This is a genomic window from Maridesulfovibrio zosterae DSM 11974 (assembly GCF_000425265.1).
GTDB classification, from domain to species: Bacteria; Desulfobacterota; Desulfovibrionia; order Desulfovibrionales; family Desulfovibrionaceae; genus Maridesulfovibrio; species Maridesulfovibrio zosterae.
Genome location: NZ_AUDC01000019.1, coordinates 53304 through 67007, shown reverse-complemented (window position 1 = coordinate 67007; position 13704 = coordinate 53304). Strand labels below are relative to the sequence as shown.

Annotated in this window: 14 protein-coding genes and 1 pseudogene; 5 read left to right on the top strand and 10 right to left on the bottom strand. The window is 39.3% G+C overall.

Annotation, left to right across the window (positions count from 1 at the left end):
- Positions 1–5 precede the first annotated feature (5 nt).
- The 6 genes from H589_RS0111330 to H589_RS20455 all read right to left on the bottom strand — a co-directional run bounded on the left by H589_RS0111330 (position 6) and on the right by H589_RS20455 (position 7127).
- Complete coding sequence (locus H589_RS0111330) at positions 6–1385, bottom strand: CHAP domain-containing protein (protein ID WP_027722117.1); 1380 nt, start codon at positions 1383–1385, stop codon at positions 6–8.
- A gap of 17 nt (positions 1386–1402) precedes the next feature.
- Complete coding sequence (locus H589_RS0111325) at positions 1403–4018, bottom strand: hypothetical protein (protein ID WP_027722116.1); 2616 nt, start codon at positions 4016–4018, stop codon at positions 1403–1405.
- Positions 4019–4028: 10 nt separating this feature from the next.
- Complete coding sequence (locus tag H589_RS0111320) at positions 4029–5129, bottom strand: hypothetical protein (RefSeq protein ID WP_027722115.1); 1101 nt, start codon at positions 5127–5129, stop codon at positions 4029–4031.
- A gap of 413 nt (positions 5130–5542) precedes the next feature.
- Positions 5543–5803: a hypothetical protein gene (locus H589_RS0111315; protein WP_035075931.1), complete on the bottom strand. Its 261-nt coding sequence runs from the start codon at positions 5801–5803 to the stop codon at positions 5543–5545.
- A gap of 1 nt (position 5804) precedes the next feature.
- Positions 5805–6602, bottom strand: coding sequence for a nuclease-related domain-containing protein (locus H589_RS0111310; protein WP_027722113.1), 798 nt, complete (start codon positions 6600–6602; stop codon positions 5805–5807).
- A gap of 123 nt (positions 6603–6725) precedes the next feature.
- Positions 6726–7127: a helix-turn-helix domain-containing protein gene (locus tag H589_RS20455; RefSeq protein ID WP_211225342.1), complete on the bottom strand. Its 402-nt coding sequence runs from the start codon at positions 7125–7127 to the stop codon at positions 6726–6728.
- Positions 7128–7243: 116 nt separating this feature from the next.
- On the opposite strand from H589_RS20455, the gene H589_RS0111300 reads away from it, so the two are divergent.
- The 3 genes from H589_RS0111300 to H589_RS0111290 all read left to right on the top strand — a co-directional run bounded on the left by H589_RS0111300 (position 7244) and on the right by H589_RS0111290 (position 8293).
- Positions 7244–7522: a hypothetical protein gene (locus tag H589_RS0111300; RefSeq protein WP_027722112.1), complete on the top strand. Its 279-nt coding sequence runs from the start codon at positions 7244–7246 to the stop codon at positions 7520–7522.
- A gap of 85 nt (positions 7523–7607) precedes the next feature.
- The gene (locus H589_RS20450) at positions 7608–8048 is read left to right on the top strand and encodes a phage regulatory CII family protein (RefSeq protein WP_051249732.1); all 441 of its coding nucleotides are present in this window, start codon (positions 7608–7610) and stop codon (positions 8046–8048) included.
- A 14-nt stretch (positions 8049–8062) separates the two neighbouring features.
- Positions 8063–8293 carry a hypothetical protein gene (locus H589_RS0111290; RefSeq protein WP_027722111.1) on the top strand — a complete coding sequence of 77 codons (231 nt, stop codon included), beginning with the start codon at positions 8063–8065 and terminating at the stop codon, positions 8291–8293.
- On the opposite strand, the gene H589_RS0111285 is transcribed toward H589_RS0111290, so the two are convergent.
- The gene (locus H589_RS0111285; protein ID WP_027722110.1) at positions 8290–9477 is read right to left on the bottom strand and encodes a tyrosine-type recombinase/integrase; all 1188 of its coding nucleotides are present in this window, start codon (positions 9475–9477) and stop codon (positions 8290–8292) included. The two genes, H589_RS0111290 and H589_RS0111285, sit on opposite strands and share 4 nt — an antisense overlap.
- A gap of 312 nt (positions 9478–9789) precedes the next feature.
- Between H589_RS0111285 and H589_RS21265 the strand changes: the two are divergent.
- Positions 9790–9972 (top strand): annotated as a pseudogene (locus H589_RS21265) (IS3 family transposase); the annotation flags it as partial.
- Between the two features lie 151 nt (positions 9973–10123).
- Here the strand turns inward: H589_RS21265 and H589_RS0111280 are convergent.
- From H589_RS0111280 to H589_RS0111270, 3 genes are all read right to left on the bottom strand, one after another.
- Complete coding sequence (locus tag H589_RS0111280) at positions 10124–10414, bottom strand: hypothetical protein (protein WP_027722109.1); 291 nt, start codon at positions 10412–10414, stop codon at positions 10124–10126.
- Positions 10415–10555: 141 nt separating this feature from the next.
- On the bottom strand, positions 10556–11272 hold the full coding sequence (locus tag H589_RS0111275) for a class I SAM-dependent methyltransferase (protein WP_027722108.1): 717 nt from the start codon (positions 11270–11272) through the stop codon (positions 10556–10558).
- A gap of 301 nt (positions 11273–11573) precedes the next feature.
- Positions 11574–11909 carry a zinc ribbon domain-containing protein YjdM gene (locus H589_RS0111270; protein ID WP_027722107.1) on the bottom strand — a complete coding sequence of 112 codons (336 nt, stop codon included), beginning with the start codon at positions 11907–11909 and terminating at the stop codon, positions 11574–11576.
- A gap of 516 nt (positions 11910–12425) precedes the next feature.
- Here H589_RS0111270 and map point away from each other — a divergent pair.
- Complete coding sequence (gene map / locus H589_RS0111265; RefSeq protein ID WP_027722106.1) at positions 12426–13304, top strand: type I methionyl aminopeptidase; 879 nt, start codon at positions 12426–12428, stop codon at positions 13302–13304.
- The last annotated feature ends 400 nt before the right edge of the window (positions 13305–13704 follow it).

Here is a 13704-nt window from a genome sequence, read left to right as displayed (position 1 = left end):
TCCTTTTATCTAAAACAGAGTCTTCCATAACTATCTCTATAAACTGATAGAGTGTCACCGGCTGGTTCTTTACCATTATACCCGCCAAAATTTGCCACAGGTGTCCAGTAACATTTTTTGCTTTCAGTAGCATTCCAGTTCACCACTGCCTGATGGGGCAAATCTACAATAAAAAAATATCTATCCGCAGCCATTACATAAGCAAAATAAGCTGGAAAAGATTTCCCTGACAAAACACGCCCTTCAGATAGACAACGGCTATTAGCTTTTCCGAACTTAATATAAAATTTATTTTTACTGTTATTATAATCGACATCTATACTTTCAAATGCCGGCTTTTCTTTTGAACCAAAGATCTTAAATTCAAGATTTCTTGTCTTATCATCTATATTCCACCAAACAACTTCTTTTGATTTCTTTCCAACAAGAAACCACTTGTTACCTGCTTTTGTCGCATAAAAGTACGGATAAAAATCTTTACCTTTAAGCATGTTTACATACTTTTTTTGTTCATCTGTTTTAGGGACATCTCGCTTCTTCTTGACTCCAAAAGAGAATGAGTGACGAACAGTTTCATTTATTCTCGGAGTTACTCTGAACACATAATATTTTCCGACCTTTTCTCTCCCAAGTTTATACCTAAAGTAGTTTCCTTTATACTTTGCAGAAAGAACCCTTATATTCTTCATATTATCACCAAAATTGGTGTATTCTCCAATCTCAACCTTGTAATACTCGTCAGAAGGCCCATTCCAAGTAACGGTCACATATTCACCAATTCTTTTAGAACCATCAACTTCAGTTATTTTGAAGTTTAGAATACTACTATTCTTAGGGTCAGTGCAGTCATATACAATTTTATTAGAAGGAGGGTATATTTTATTTGATTCATGATATATATATCCTAAAAAATGTACTCCTTTAACGTTTTCTGTGTATGATCTTAATGTACAATATTTATACACATTATTTCCTACACTAGCCTTAGGCCTAGAAGCTACATTACGGATATTACCATTACGATCAATGCCTTTTTTTATAAAATCATTCATACTAAGCATCATAGGATTATTATCTTTGTCAAACCCGACAACAACGGCGACATGACCATATGGGTTTACATCAGTATTGCTCTTCCACACAGCAATAGCTCCTAATTCAGGCTTACTTCCCGTATCTATTTTCTTATCTTTGGCATTATCATACCAACTATATGCATGCCCTGTGAGACCATATGAGGGTAGATTGTCAATTGCTCCACTCTTAATAAGCAAAACTCCTGCAGTGCAATGCCCTTTCGCTGCAGCGTAAACAAGTGAGCAAGACATCAGACAAACATACATCAATACGCATATAGTGAATTTAATCTTTTTAAATAATATCATATCACCACCTATCTATTTTAATTTATTTGTATAACCTTCTTTGAACAATGCCCTGCGCTATCATAAGCTGACAGCTCAAACCTTAAATTTTTCACTTTTTCTGTGACATTTATAGGGAGAACTTTTATAAATTTCTTATCCGAGACTCCCGGGAAATTCATATCGTAATACTTCCCATTTGCATAAGTTCTTAAAACCACTTTTCTCAGCCCAATATCGTCAGTAACTCTGATAACCAATTTTGCCGAGGAACTACCTCCGATCTTACTAAATATGACCGATGGAGATTTATCGCTGACCTTTACCTTTGAACTCGTGGAAGAACTGGAGCTACTGGAACTCTTCGATGAAGAGGACGGAGAACTACTTTTGCTTGATTTATTAGAAGAGCTTGAAGAACTGCTGCTTTTCTTAGACGAAATTTCAGTGAAATCGTCACTTGCATACTTAGTATCTCCGAAATTAGGCTTAACCATTAAAGCTAATGTATATTTTCCAGAAAACATACTAGCAGGAACTGTTTTCGTATTGCCGAAATGAGGTACATTCTTTCCTCCAGCCACAAAAGTATTTTTTCCCGTACTATATGAATGTAACTTTACAGACCACTCTTTTATCCCCCTGTCATCTTCACCATTATATTTGAAAACATAGTTACTACCGACTTTTTTAACATCAATATATTTTTCAACAGGATAATCCTTAATAAATACCTTTGTGACTTTCTCTGCAGTCTGTCCCTTTACGTTCTCAGCACTGAGTGTAAGGTTGATTTCCTTATTATAGAAATATGAAAGATCTTTCTGCTTTGATCCTATAATCGGTAGTGAGAAATACTTTTTACCACTGCATGGAAGACTTGTAATTTTCGACTTACCATCACAATCCATATTAAGTTTCGCGTTCTTCAACCCATATTCATCATTAATTTTCACATTTATGGTCAATAGATTTATAGTTTGAGAGGTAGTGAGAATAACTTCTGGCTTGGAATAAGTTTGCGGCTGACTTGCTTCAACCTGTTCAGCATCGCCCCCCATCAAATCTCCAATACTCGGACCGTCATCAGTAGGTACTGCTTCTGTAGCGTCCACAACAGCGTCATTCTGTTGTGTTTCAGGAGGTATGGTTTCATCAAGGCTGTTATTCTCGGCAGTCTGGTCTGAAGGAGTCTGACTTCCCCCCATTAAATCATCAATACTGGGACCATTTGAGTCATCATCAGATGACTCAAACTGATCTGCAACTTCATTGTTGTTTTCACTGTTGTCATAAACGGGTTGAGAGACAGACCCCTGACTTTCACCAAGATCCGGATCGGAGTTGCTGTCTGCTTGCGAAGATGCCCCAGAGTTTTCGTCTGAACTTCCTTCCGATCCCCCCATGAGATCTGATATACTGGGACTTTCTCCCTCAGGTTCGCTTATATTATCATCCTGACTAGAAAAATCACCTCCAATCTGGGTACTCTGATTATTATCAGCGCTAGATGGACTATCCGTACTGACATTTGAATCAGAACTAGAGTCAGTAGTCGTTGGCGAGGAACTAGAATTAGAGCTTGTACTATCAGTGGAGTTTGAAGAATTGGTTGTACTATCTTCACCCATCAAATCACCAATGGAAGGCTCATTCTCATCTGGTTGAGACTCACTAACAGTATCGGTTGCAGTTGTTGATGTTCCACTTGATTCATCAATATTCCCGGATGTAGAATCGGAGTTTGCTGTTGAATCGCTTTTGGCTCCATTATTTTCAACAACAGAATCAGCATTGCCTGAATCGGAACTATCTGTGACTGGTGCAGCATCCGTTTTAACGACTCCATCCTTGACCACAAAATTCTTATTTCTCTCGATGGCGGTGCCAGAGGAATCCCTAACCTGAACCTGAACCCGGTATTTACCTTTATCAAGGTTAAAAATTCTGGAACTACCGATATAAGCTTTTCCGCTGGCAGAGATTTCTTCTGTGTTGAGGATATCTCCATTTGCACTAACTACTTGCAAGACCATACCATCAAGACCTATATCATCTATGACTTTTAGCTTGAAAGAAATTCGACCTAGCCCCCTAACTTCAGGATCAAGACTAAGTATCACAGGAGGGATATCGAACCGATTGTTGATATCATGAGCTTTCTGAATGCCAGCCACCTCCTCTTCAAGAGCTGCTCCGGAAACATGATCTTCGAGACGCTCACGGGATGAATCATCTTCGTTATCACCGTAGTCCCCTTGATTAGGATTACGGACCGATATATTGCGGCTCTCACTAAGCCGGTTGTTGCGATCTATAACTTCAACTTGAATTGTATGATATTTTTCCTTATTATAGTAATCATCATCAAGCTTCATTACGAATGACTTTTCACCGTAATAATACTTTCTAACCTTGCGGTTCCCTTCCCTCACGGAGACCTTGTATTCCTTATAATTATCCTCGCCGGAAGATGCTCCGCGGATTTTCACAACTGGGGCTTTTGATCTCCAGGCAATCCTTACCTGTATTCTACTATTGAGGCGAATTGCGCTTATCTCGGTTATTTCAGGCTTTGCGCAGTGACCTTCAATCGCAACGAAAAGCAGCATAAAAGATGCTAACACTGCAATTCCTAAATATTTCTTGAACATATTTTACGCCCTATTTTTTAGCTTTCTTGCTTAACTCTTCAGGCGCAACCACCTTGGTGGTGAACGTTTCCTTAGTGAACTTAATTCGCGCATCCCATTTTTTGGGCTTCAACGAATCGTCAGTCTCGGCATCCAGTATAGTCAAATTAACCCTGCTGCGTATAACTTTATCAGTGGCAGGATCAATGTAGCTATCCAAAACAGTTGAGAAGTTCTTACAGCCATGCACAGAAGGGTAAGCAGGTATTCCTATACTATAATCCACAGCATTAGATTCCATGGAGGTGATCCTAACCACCCAGGCAGCTACAACACTACTGCTGACAGCTTCGGCTTCATCGCAAATCCACCAGATATCCTCAGGAAGGTATTTTCCTGAACCAGGTTCAATGAGTTCATATTTAACGTCGGCAATAAGAGCGCCTTTGTCATAAAAAATACTCTTATTTAGGGGGAGTTTCATAATACCAGAACTATCAGCGGTAATCTCGTCAAGCATTTCCAATTTATAGGCCACTACAAGACCGCGCCCACTGGTTCCCGTATGCCCATTAATACCTCCTGCGACATTTCCCGACCCCACACCGAGACCTCCTGCGGCCTTTGCCCCCACTTCAGTCCTAAACCGACTTTCACCATCAAGGTCATAATATTTTAGACGAAGTGCCTCAGTCACATAAGCGACTGCAGGTTTAAATGGAATATCACCAATATTAACTGGCTTGATTATTTCCAAACCTTCAATGTCAGCAAGCTCCTTGTTGCCTACCTCTATTCCAGCCTCACCGGCCGGACCGGCAAGACTCTGACCTTGGATTCCAGTTCCTAAGCTGTATGCAAAATCTTTTTGAACACCGTCATGTGATCGGTCAACCCTAAGTTCAATATTATCCGTAGAGCCTCTGTCTGGCTGTAGTCCACGCGAAGGTGAATACCAAAAACCGATATTAGTATGGTCTGTCGGTCGCCTTGGAATATAATACTCTTCCCCAAATGTTTCTTTCATACTACTTTCGTGATCTGCTGAGACATTCATGCCCGCACATCCGCCAAGAAGCATAGAAATAGCCACCAAAAACATTAATTTAAATTTATAAACATCAATAAACATAAAGTCTCCCCTTACTGATTACCATACAAGAATCATTAATCGTTATGTTGTTAATTCAAATACATAACGAAAAGCCTCCCCTTATTGATCACAACACTTATAACGACGATATTTTATATATTATCACGCCAAAAAAGTATACTCGTAACAATCTTCACTTGAGAGATTATTACTGCTAACTCGTCTAAATGAGTTCATATTTTTTTCACGTTAGCTTATGCACTGATGATTTCCACAAAAAATAAATTAAAGATATTATTTACGCTTGAACTCCAAAAAAAAAAGCTCACCATCAACGTATTCATAAACTCAAATCAAAAAAAACAATTCCCAAAATCACACCATTTTCAGCTTTCAGCCCCAAAAATTGACCCACATTCCTTTAATAAATGAGGGCCAATCAGAATTGCTTTCTATCCACTGACTATTTGCTCTCTGTCTCCGAGCCGAATATTTTTTTCATTCTCAATCTCGCCTTCAACGACAACCTGCTCTTCCAAAAGCTCATCACCCCGACAAAAATAACTGTCCGTTAATTTTCCAGACTTTGAATCTTCAGCATGATACATTCCCTCAACCAGAATTTTATCAAAACCCTGCTCATAATTTTCCATACTCTCATACTTATCACTAAGACCTCTTTTCCGACGCCATCCCCAAATATCAATCATCATTCTACCTGTAGCACCTAAATGTTTCTGGAGCATAAAAAGCAGGAAGCAGCCCACTTCCCTGCAGCTTGGCCAAGAACTTTGCAGCAATAACTGGATCTATTTTTTCTGAAAATTCTGGATTTTTACCAGTCACAAACTCTTCAAAAATATCTTGAAAAGTTTCTGACTTACAAATTGCCACCCTATCTTCGACTATTTTAGAAATTTGCAGTTTATCATTAGCAAATGTTATAATTGAGAAGAGTGGTATTTCGTCTTTTATAATAGATGAAAAAGCATCCTGTAATATTTCACGCGCCCTAACGGCTTGAACGGCTGGAGATCTAACAACTGTCAGCTTATTCTTCCATAGTTTCTGCCATTTTTCAGGCCTATAGAATGTGCAATCTTTGGCTGGAGAATAACAACCTGAATAATTCTTTACTTCTATATGGACTAATCCATATTTACATAGGGCAAGCACGTCCAATTCACACTTTTCGGCATTATGAACTAGTCCCACATTTGTATATACAGCAGATTTTCCAACAAGTTCACAGTGGCCTAGAATTTTCAGCTCGCCCTCATCTCCGTGATGTTTAAGCCTCTCCTTCCAGGTTAAATTTGTTTGATTACACCTTTCATGAAACTTACGCATCCGCTCAATATATTCTTCAGAGCGCAACAAAGTTGCAGCGTTGGGATTCTCAGTGAAACCCTCCGCTTTCTTCGCAATCTTAGGATCTTTGCGTTTGGGCTTAAAAAAACGATAAACAAGAGCTAAAACTGCAAGCAATATAAAAATTGAAGTTACCGACAAGACTCCACCCCTATAGTATTTAAAATTTCACTACGAAATCTTAATTTCCAAAATCACACCATTTTCAGCTAAAAAAATTGACCCACATTCCTTTAATAAATGAGGGCCAATCAGAATTGCTTTCTATCCACTGACTATTTGCTCTCTGTCTCCGAGCCGAATATTTTTTTCATCCTCAATCTCGCCTTCAATGACAGCCTTCATGGCTTCCAGCTTGGCGAGTCTTGCGGCCTTTCCCATAGATTGTTCTACATCCATCAGTCTTTTGGTAAATAAAGGTAAATTGTCTTCAAAAGATTGCTCACTCTCAGCAAACATTTCCCCTTCACCGGTAAGTAACCAAGTACCATCGACTTTAAATTCTCGTAGCCACAACTCGAGAGTACGCTGATTGGGTAAGCGACCATCATTTATATACCCAGAAACAGTCTGAGGTTTGATTCCCCCTGCCGTTGCCAGAGAAGCCTTATCAAGTTTAAATTCCTTGATAATCATATTAAGTCGCTCGCTAAAACTTGAAGACAACAAGAAAACCCACTTTTTCTACGAGTTTTTATTGACATACTACGAGATTTTGTTATCTCTTCACTCAACAACACACATCAAATCAAAATAAACATCAACTGATTGAGGTTCCATTGATGATTAACCAAACTAAAGACTCAGCGCAAGCCCCCTTTACAACTGAATCTATTCCGGACCATTTCCTGCGCCGTGCGTGGATGGAGAAAAACGGGCTCACCAACGTTGCGCTGGCAGAAAGATTTGACCTCACCCCTTCCAGAGTTTCCTGTATCATTCGTAGCGGTGAATGCCCTCAGAAATACATCAAAATTTTACGCAACGAATACGGCATGCCTGAAGAAATTCTTCCGGCACGAAGCAGAGAAAAAAGCGGTCCCAAGCGTAAAAAGCCTTAATTTATTGGAATACATCTAGACGAAAATTACGTCTTCTTTTGCGTAGGGTCACGTTAACATTGGTATATATTTCAGGAGTAATTTCATGAAGTTAACAGATACAGTTCGTAAAATGGTCATTGATTCTGATATTGGAGCCCGTGAAGTGGCGGCCATTGTCGATAAAAAATACCATGTCCTTATGAATGAACTGAACTCAGAAAACACCAGCCACAAACTTGGTGCTGAACTACTCGTTCCCTTGATGAAAGCTTGCAGCTCTGATTCTCCCATGCAACTGCTCGCAGCAGATATGAGAGGACTGTTTATCAAAATTCCTGACGGAAACGGATCAAATGCGTCTCTGATTAAAGCTGTAAAAGAATTCGGTGAACTCATTGCCGTATACGGTGAAACCATTGAACGTGGAAACCTTAATGACAATGACAAGAAACGGATTCGTAAAGAAGGTCAGGAAGCTATGACAGCAATTCAGGAACTCCTCTGCGGCCTTGATACCAACGGCAGCTTTAAACCTCATAATTAAAAATGGAGTTAAAAATGACACGCGAAGAACTGAGAGAGCACCTTATTAAAACCCTGCCCCCTATACTTTGCAGAAGAGGAGTTGAAGAACACACAGGTGGACTTATCAAAGCCAAAACAATGCGCATGTTGGATTGTCAGGGAGCTGGGCCCATCGAAGGACGATTTAAGCGCGGACGCAAAGTTTTTTATTCTCGTGAACAGTTTGTGGACTGGTTCATAAAGGAATCTGACCCGCTGGTCTAAAGAAGAAGCTGAGCAGCATTGCGGCACTGGTCATCGTGAGTATGAGTGTAGCGCATAGTGGTCTGGATAGTAGCATGCCCCATCATTTTTTGAACAACAGGAAGCGGAACACACTTGGCAACGAGCCGGGAAGCAAAAGTATGACGGAAACAATGAGCACAAAAACGCAAGCGGCGGTCAGAGACGCCATCATTCCATCCGAGATGCTTAATCAGAGTTTTGAAATTCTGCCCGATCTCCCTGCGCGCTTCACCGGAAGGCTTGGGAAAAAGCAAAGCCTCCATGCTCTTCAGTTCCGGAATTCTGGCTGCGAGCATAGGCCTTATCTTTTCAGTGATGTAAGCAACCCTGCTTACTCCGGACTTGGGGCCGTCATCGGCTCCCGCCTCTCCTTTAATAATGATACGGTTCTCAACCAGATCAATATCCTGTCTGGTAAGCGCAAAAATTTCTCCCATCCGCATGCCGGTATAAAGACTGAGCAGGCAGATATCGTGGCAGTCAGTGTACCCCCGCTCTGCAGCCAGTTTGAAAAAAGCAATCTCCTCTTCAACAGAGAAGTAACGAAGCCTGCGGTTGTTGAGCCTCGGAAACTTAACGCCTTTGACAGGATTAGCTCCGTTAAGCCAGCCTCTTTGAATAGAGTAATTACAGATCTGACGTGTAAGGGCGAGACACTGCCCAACCGTGGCCTTGGCAAGTCCCTTTCCTGCTACAGTGACTTTGAGATCTTCGATATGCTGAAAGGTCAGATCATCAAGAGCAATCTTTCCAAGAACTGGCAGCAGGTGCATTCTGAATCGCGTGCGGTCGTGCTTCCAACTTTTCTTGTTATTTCTGGCGTACTCTTCAATGTAGATTTCGCCTGCTTCAGAAAAAGTTTTGCGAGCCTGCTGCTCAACGAACTTCGCCCGCTCCTTTTCAGCTTTAATTGCCCTGAAATTTTCAAGAGACTGCGGACCGACTCCAAGCTTGATATTTGCTACAACCTCAGAGCGGATTTTATGAGCCTTAGCCGGAGACCATCCCTGCGAAGCCCAGCCAAGTCCTTCTTCTCTGAGCCGACCATTGACCTTGTACCTGATCACATAGTATTTATCGGGCTGAACACCATGCCTGCGTGTTTTGTGGCACCGGAATCTCACTCCGGTATACTTGCTCGCTTCAAATTTTCCTGCTGCCATATCTGTCCCACTCCTGTCCCACTTTTTTCTGATACACTCACAGACTTTACTGGCTGTGTAGACAGAGTAATAACCGATGAACATTTTGTATTCAAAGCGGTTATGGACATTAATGAACAATTGGCTGAATCTTTTTATACGGGCTTAAAATCCCTCGGCTTTACGGCTGTGCGGGTTCAAGTCCCGCTCTGGGTACCATGTAAAGACAGGGGTTTATAAGAATTTTTAGTAAAGATTCTTATAAACCCATTTCTTGTTTCAGGTATTTCTTACACCCTTTTTTCGATATAGGATGTAGCAGAGAACTTTTTCAGCAAACTAAAAAGGAAGCTGGTAAACCGAACCGTCTATAAAAATCGTGAGCAGTCAAGGCAGGATATTTTTATTTACCTTGAAATTTTCTACAACAGAAAACGCAGACATGCCGGGATCGGATATGTCTCGCCAGATCGATTTAAACAGGACTATTACCGTAACCAAAAACTAGCTTCTTAACCTAAAAAAGGATCTGTCCCTTATTTATGCAGTATTTCAAGGTTTAGCTCAAAATTTGAGCTAAACCTTTAATTTTTGAAACCAACTAACAAGTAAAATCACATTTTTAAAAAATAATTTCAAAAAATATCAAAAATTTTCTCAGTAGAAATTAGTGTCCTTCACATTTATGACTAGAAGGAGCCCATCCATCCATATACCATGCACGCGCACCATGTATCTGTAACCCGTGATATCTTACATACTCAAGCTGATCTTCTGAGTAAGTATGCCCTTCTATCGGTCTGATTGCCATAACCTCGGTAGGTCCGTATACAGTTGACGAAGAATCAGCAACAAATATGGGCTGTCCACAAGAACCTGAAGAGTGTTTAATCGTCAATTTCCCTGTACCGATTCCTTCAGCCATACAAGGCACATCTACGTCTCTAACTAAATCCATTTTAAATCTCCTTAAATTGGGTTAAAAGAAACACACCAAAACGTATAGACAAAACATTAATCAAGCTACAAAACTATGGACACACGCTTAAATTGTCGCTTCTCTGACATTTCAGAGTATATCCATCCCAAAAGGCAAATACTAAAAGATAATATCAATTGTTTTATGACTTATTTTTATTTCAAATTTAGTCTGTAAAATTTTAGATTTCGCATCTTCAAAATCTCCGTGGGGTTCATCATTGAACCACAAATGTAATTGTGCCCCGGGCTTCGCAAAATTTTTAGCAAGGTCGTTTAGAAAAAAATCCCAATCTTGCTCTGTCCATAAATAATTATTCACTTTGTGAAAACAAATCGCGTACGCAACGATTAAATCAAATTTTTTATCGCTGTTGCATGAAATAAATTTTTGCGGCTCAATTCTTGTTTCCCAGCGTGGAACATTAAATTCTTTGATAAGAACATCAAAAATTTCTATACTAGGAACATCCAAACATTGAGGGTTGTGCCCAAATTCTTTCGCGAGATATGAAAAGAAACCAGCTCCAGACCCAATATCAAAAACATCAAGATTCTTTCTTTTATGAAGTCTCAACTCATATGCACGTCTGAGATTCATAATTATATACCGTTTTAAGTTTTTATACTTTTCTCCTTCCCCAATATAATCTGCAACCAGATTACTTATTCTTTTCATTTCGGAAGTATTACAAATTCTTCCTGCTTCTTTTTTCGCTAAATGCTTATAATATAGCTTTTCAGGATTTTTTATATACTCACAGTAGTTACCGAGTCTATCATAGAGTCTTTTTCTACGATGCTCACTGTCAGTAAAATACTTCATTATATTACTCATTCATATCCCCTTAACTACAATTTAATAATTGGACTATATATATTACGCAAAATATAATCTCAAGAAAAACATCCAACAGCTATAACCGTACCCAACCATCATTAGCTCAACGAACATTACATATAGTTATGGTCATGCTTAGAAGCATCTTAAACAGCGATATAAAACTTATGTAAGTATCATGTATAAACAGTTGCTATAAAATCAAAAGAAAAAAACAAATCTAAAATAGTAAAAAACCTCTCATAGCATAAAGACAATAAGAGGTTAATCACTTCACTAATACTTAAAATCAGTACAGTTAACTTTTCTTAACTATAGATGTCTTGAGCAGCATTGCACCGAAGCCGGGTACCTTACAAGAAATATCATGAACTCCGTCTTCAGGTTCTATCAGTCGGATATTTTTTACCTTCGTCCCTTTCTTAATGGACGATGAAGCTCCTTTAACTTTTAAGTCTTGGATAACTATAACTGTATCTCCATCAACTAAGACATTCCCATTTGCATCCTTATATACTTTTTCTGCCACATCTTCGGCCTGAAATTCAAAGCCACATTCTGGACAAATAAGAATACTACCATCATGGTAAACATACTCAGAATTACACTCCGGACAATTTGGTAACTTTTCCATTGCTTCCTAACTATTAGTTTTATTACCCATTTCTGTATAAATGGATAATCCATTAAAATAAAAAAACTAATCCAAACAGTTTATACAATCAAAGAGGACTGCATAAGAGTATGCATCCTGATCAAAAAGAACTGTATGGCTGATATTACCTATCGCCTTTTTATACATAACCTTAAAAGAATTTGTAGTGCTATCATTGTCTTTTCTGAAAGGCTACTTTAAAAACTCTGACTCATTTTCTGGATCAATTAATATCGTTTCATATCTCTTATTACAAACTCAATAGAAAAGAACAAATTCCCTGTGGAGAGCAGCAATGGTACTATGAATGAATATCATTATCAATGGACCCTACTGCCACTTCTAACTGCAATCATAAATATTGCAATATCCATTATCAAATTACTCTCTTCTGTTATCCTTGTGATAAAGCCTTTTCAACCATAGTTTTTTTTGTAATTATTGTTTTTTACAACGGGTAATCAACTGATACTATATATATTCAGGAGAAAAATGATGAACGCGCAAATAGGTCGTAACGATCCCTGCCCATGCGGCAGTGGAAAGAAATATAAAAAATGCTGTATAGGTACGGAAAAAGCTAAGAATTTGAATCTGCCGGAAAGCTTTCTTAAAAGGTACAATGTCCGCCTGAAAACACCTGAACAAATTGATGGAATACGCCGATGTGGACAGCTGGTTATGAAAACATTTGATATTGTAAAAGAACTTATCAACCCTGGTGTAGAGACTGAAAAAATCAATCAGGCTGTACACAAATTCACTACCGATAATGGAGCACTCCCCGCTCCTTTAAACTACCATGGCTTCCCCAAAAGCGTCTGCATCTCGCCTAATGAAGTTATCTGCCACGGAATTCCCGGCAAGTACACACTTAAAGACGGAGATATTGTTAATGTAGACATCACGACAATCCTTGATGGCTACTATGCCGACTGCAATCAGACATTTTTTGTGGGAACTCCCTCGGCAGATGCACTCAAAATAGTTAACGTAGCCAGAGAAAGTCTACGTCTAGGACTGGAACAGGCGAAGCCAGGAAATATCGTCAATGATATTTCATCTGCAATCCAAGCCTATGCAGAAGGTCAGGGCTGCTCTGTTGTACGTGAATATATGGGCCACGGAGTTGGACTCGACTTTCACGAAGCTCCGAATGTCCCCCATTTCCGATCTCGATGGGGGAATGTCCCACTGGCACCTGGAATGACATTTACTATTGAACCTATGATCAACCTCGGAGCCAAAGAAGTTCTGGTACTTGATGATGACTGGACTGCTGTAACCAAAGACGGTTCACTTTCCGCCCAATTCGAACAAACTATCGTCATCACCGAAAGTGGATATGAAAGCCTGACTCCTTTTGATCTGTAGTTAATTATTACTAATATGCTACACATGAATGGTATATGCACGTATCTAAGATACAAGTAACATGCGACAAGTTAATACTTATGACCTATTACTAAGCAATAATTCTGGCTAAGTGCTGAGAATTTAAATGAATTGTCACGAGAAACGCAAATGATGTATTCAAATCAGACATCATATTTATCAGCATATTGCAAGTGATGATCCGGGTATTTTTTCTACAAGTCTCAGAAATGAATACTCTCATATTTATAGGACATTAATAGAACTTGGAATATCCGAACAAGAGGCGCTGGATAAAATTTCACGGCTTATTGACAATTCATGGGCTTATAAATTTTAAAAAGCTCTTAACTTTAAAAAACGAGATCCTATACTTAATTTTTTATCCTAATGCCATATT

Coding starts and splice junctions, on each gene's coding strand:
- H589_RS0111330 (WP_027722117.1), bottom strand. CDS start 1,385: ATGATATTATTTAAAAAGATTAAATTCACTATATGCGTATTGATGTAT.
- H589_RS0111325 (WP_027722116.1), bottom strand. CDS start 4,018: ATGTTCAAGAAATATTTAGGAATTGCAGTGTTAGCATCTTTTATGCTG.
- H589_RS0111320 (WP_027722115.1), bottom strand. CDS start 5,129: ATGTTTATTGATGTTTATAAATTTAAATTAATGTTTTTGGTGGCTATT.
- H589_RS0111315 (WP_035075931.1), bottom strand. CDS start 5,803: ATGATGATTGATATTTGGGGATGGCGTCGGAAAAGAGGTCTTAGTGAT.
- H589_RS0111300 (WP_027722112.1), top strand. CDS start 7,244: ATGATTAACCAAACTAAAGACTCAGCGCAAGCCCCCTTTACAACTGAA.
- H589_RS20450 (WP_051249732.1), top strand. CDS start 7,608: ATGAAGTTAACAGATACAGTTCGTAAAATGGTCATTGATTCTGATATT.
- H589_RS0111290 (WP_027722111.1), top strand. CDS start 8,063: ATGACACGCGAAGAACTGAGAGAGCACCTTATTAAAACCCTGCCCCCT.
- H589_RS0111285 (WP_027722110.1), bottom strand. CDS start 9,477: ATGGCAGCAGGAAAATTTGAAGCGAGCAAGTATACCGGAGTGAGATTC.
- H589_RS0111280 (WP_027722109.1), bottom strand. CDS start 10,414: ATGGATTTAGTTAGAGACGTAGATGTGCCTTGTATGGCTGAAGGAATC.
- H589_RS0111275 (WP_027722108.1), bottom strand. CDS start 11,272: ATGAGTAATATAATGAAGTATTTTACTGACAGTGAGCATCGTAGAAAA.
- H589_RS0111270 (WP_027722107.1), bottom strand. CDS start 11,909: ATGGAAAAGTTACCAAATTGTCCGGAGTGTAATTCTGAGTATGTTTAC.
- map (WP_027722106.1), top strand. CDS start 12,426: ATGAACGCGCAAATAGGTCGTAACGATCCCTGCCCATGCGGCAGTGGA.